Raw genomic sequence first — 3,723 nt, forward strand, 5'->3', positions numbered from 1 at the left:
CGATCCGTCCCGCCTCTGCCAGCAGAACCCCGAGACTGGACATGGCATCGGTATCGCCGGTCTCGGCAGCACGGCGATACCACTGCTCGGCCTCCTCGATCCGTCCCGCCTCTGCCAGCAGAACCCCGCAGTTGTACATGGCATCGATAGCGCCGGCCTCGGCAGCACGGCGATACCACTGCTCGGCCTCCTCGATCCGTCCCGCCCGCTGGAGCAGAATCCCCAGGTTGTACATGGCATCGGTATCGCCGGCCTCGGCAGCACGGCGATACCACTGCTCGGCCTCCTCGATCCGTCCCGCCTCTGCCAGCAGAACCCCGAGACTGGACATGGCATCGGCATGCCCAGTCTCGGCAGCACGGCGATACCACTGCTCGGCCTCCTCGATCCGTCCCGCCTCTGCCAGCAGAACCCCCAGATTGGACATGGCGCGAGTGTCGCCGGCCTCGGCTGCGCGATGGAATGCCTTTTGGCTGATGTCATGCTGATCGGCCTGGTACGCCGCGATTCCGATGCTGAAAACGTCGGGAGCGGTGGCGTGAGCGAGCAAGTCGGACCAGATCGCTGGAATCTCAGTGGGGTTGCTGGTGCGCTGCTTATGATCTATCAGGTACTCGAAAGGCTGGTAGGTGTCCTGACCGAAGGGGGTAAGACAGGCGCTAGCGCCTTTGACCGGCTGGGTCGCCCAGTCCAGCTCTTGATCAAAGGCTGGTTGCTTGGGGCGGTGTCGAGTGCGGGCGTCCAGATAGTGCAGGTACAGCTTTTCCAATAACGCACGAGGGATCGGCGTTTGATGTCCGGCACGGTGGGCGTCAACCGCGGCGGAGATGATAGCGGCGGCAGTCGGGTGTTGTCCATGCCGGGCAGATTGCCAATGCTCCAAGATGGCTGGTGCTGCGGCCAGGTACTCTGTGAACCCGGCTCCGGCGGTCTGGTCCAGAGCGGCGGCGATCCTCGGGTCAGTACGAAGGTGCTCAGCACGGGCTTGCTCACTTGGGGTCAGCGCGTTCTCCAGATGGATGACGCGAGCGCGTCGCATAACCTCCTCGATGGCCCGTGCGGTGGAGGTTTGTAGGTCTTTAGCGGTCAGTTCGTTACGGGCCTCGGACCGCAATGTCGCCAACACCAGCACATCGGCACATCCCAGTGGGCACAGAGCATCCAGTACCGCTCCATCCAGGCCACCGCTGGCTAGATAGTGCTGTACGTCATCTAACCAAATGACCGCGTTTCTGATCGAGGCATCCGCTTTGATGATCTCTTTCAAGCCAGCGGGACCATCCGGCACGATCAACCATCGATCGGACACATACGCGTGCATGCACTCAAAAGCAAGACGTGACTTGCCCGCAGTGGAAGCCCCCTCAATGACGACCAGTCCGCCTACAGTAAATGCCTGGCGTAGCTCAGTATGGGCATCACGGCGCACGTAGGGCGGCAAGCGGGTGGCATCGAGCACAGCATCCTGGACGATGGTTGATGGATGCACCCCCAATGCAGTCGCGTCGGTGCACTCACGTACGCGCAGTAAATGTCCAGCACGATCATGCATCCGGGTATGGGCCAAAAGCGCGGTGCGGTGCTGACGGGGGCGCTCAATCCATTCGGCGGCACGCTTTTTGAACGGATCAAGGACAAGTCCGGCCGCGAACGCCGCGCCGGCGATCACCATTGCGGCCCACGTCGGTGGCTGAGGCAGCTTTGCCAACGCCGCTGCGGCCACTGCGATCACTACCAGCAGCACAAGCAGCAATCCGGAGACCACTCGTCGCCATGTGGTCACACCGCCTCCAGCGATTACAACCCCGCCTCCCCAACGATGGCCACAACCTCGTTACCGGGACTACCGCTGGTGTATAAGACATCACCTTAACGAGACCAACCAGCCATTACCTCCATTCCGGTCAGCTCACCGAAGGTCTATCAGAACTGGAGGATCTTGCCCTGCCCAGCCTTTCCGCTGATACCCACCATCATGCCCCCGGGGGATCGGGCGAGGCATGCCCCCTGTCCCGTCCATCGCCGCCAGCCACGTACAGCGGCCGGCCACAGACGGGCGGTCGTGGGAGCCCTATCTAAGTGGTGCGTTATACGGAACCAAACCGCACTAGCAGCTCGGAGCCTGATCGTTCCAGGCTGTGCGACTCGGACCGATACAGCCGGACGAACGTGGAATGGGGTGATACGGCGCAGCTCCTTGCCCTGCTGCCAGACAAATGCTGGCCGTTGCTACAACATGACCGCAACCTTACGGCCCATACGGTCACTTCAGAACGAGCCGCGCTCATCCCACAAAAGCCATACCGCAACACTTTCCCGCCCCGACCGTTCCCTGTGCCATCTTCCAACCGCAGAGCGGCGGGGCCGGTGACGAAGGCGCGCAAGAGACCGCCAGGGTACGGGCCCACGAGCCCGTCGCGGCAAGCATGAGACCGACGATCAACCTGAGGGGCACGGGCATGAACTGGCCCACGTCCAGGACCTGAGCAGTGCGCACTATGCGTGCTCGAAGCTGTCGCCAGGTACGCCATGATCGTGGACTGGTTTGTTGCTGTGCTACCCCGGCTGAGCGTGTAGCTGTACTTCTCAGCTGTACAAGATCGAAAAGGCCACTTCCCGATCATGGGTAGTGGCCTTTGACCTGCTGTGGAGCCTAGGAGATTCGAACTCCTGACTTCCTGCTTGCAAATCGGTCTGATCTTCGAGGGCTACGGCCTCGACCTGGGCGGCAGATAGTCCGCCAGTGACCGTGACTGCCCCCTGTTGCCCGCCCTTAATGGCACGCTAATGGCACGACGATCAACAGATGGGGTGTTGCGGATGGCGTTCACCTATGCCGATGTTGCCTGGCTGGCCGAAGACGACGAGTTGGGCGATCTGTGGTGCCTGACCTTCGTGCGAGGAGTCAGCGAGGTGGAGGCGCTTCTCCGACTGGGGGCTGACCAGGAGAGCATCCGGCCGCTCACCTATGACGAGTTGATAGACGATGGCCTCTTTCCTGAGACCGTGCTCGCGGGGCGAGTGGGCGACTGGACCGTGCTCATCGAGGAGAGCGGGTGGACATGCACGGAAGCCGACAAGGCACAGGCACTTTCGGCCGGGACTGTGGCCGTGGCGGTGCTACGGCATGACTACGCGTCCGACGACTTCGTTTACGCGGTGGATGGGGAGTTGGTCACCTACTTCAACCCCAAGATTCCAGAACAGCGGCACGGAAGTGATCCTGATCGGCTCAACGACCTGATGAGGGAGGCGGGCCTTGATCCCGAGGACGAACCCGGAACCGGTGCCGAAGCGCCGTCGTCGGCCTCCGGAGCGCTTCTCCTCGCGGCCCGATTGACCGGCGTGGTACTGACCCCGGACATTGTGAAAGGGTCGCTCATGAGCGGCGTCGTCGGCTGATGTGTCCCCGATGCCACGTTCGGCGGCCAGTGGGGACACAGGGGAATCGCGGGCACTCACGGACGATCAACCAAAGAGGCGGCTCACCGCGTCCGCTGGCGAAGGGCCTTTTCTGCTGGTGTGGCAGGTGCAAGGTTCGAACTTGCGTAGGGTGACCCGACGGTTTTACAGGGCGTGACCGTTGCGGCTGAGATATGGCCTTCCACCTGCGGCATGACCGTATCTCACCGTGATGCGAACCATGATCATTGCACGTATATTGCACGGCGGGCAGTTGTGACGGAACCCCATCGCGGAGGCTGTTGCAGTACCCCACCCTCC

The 3,723-nt window shown here is 62.2% G+C and carries 2 protein-coding genes; one reads left to right on the plus strand and one right to left on the minus strand.

Annotated elements, in window-relative coordinates:
- The coding region (locus ITP53_RS60870) for a tetratricopeptide repeat protein (protein WP_195903316.1) at positions 1–1,783 on the minus strand (1,783 nt) is incomplete at its 3' end.
- A 1,037-nt stretch (positions 1,784–2,820) separates the two neighbouring features.
- Between ITP53_RS60870 and ITP53_RS54390 the strand changes: the two genes are divergently transcribed.
- On the plus strand, positions 2,821–3,402 hold the full coding sequence (locus ITP53_RS54390) for a DUF6461 domain-containing protein (protein ID WP_195903317.1): 582 nt from the start codon (positions 2,821–2,823) through the stop codon (positions 3,400–3,402).
- Positions 3,403–3,723 lie beyond the last annotated feature (321 nt).

The organism is Nonomuraea cypriaca (assembly GCF_015645445.1).
Taxonomy (GTDB): Bacteria; Actinomycetota; Actinomycetes; order Streptosporangiales; family Streptosporangiaceae; genus Nonomuraea; species Nonomuraea cypriaca.

Excerpts from the sequence above, each read along its gene's own strand:
- ITP53_RS54390 (WP_195903317.1), top strand. The coding sequence starts at position 2,821 with ATGGCGTTCACCTATGCCGATGTTGCCTGGCTGGCCGAAGACGACGAG.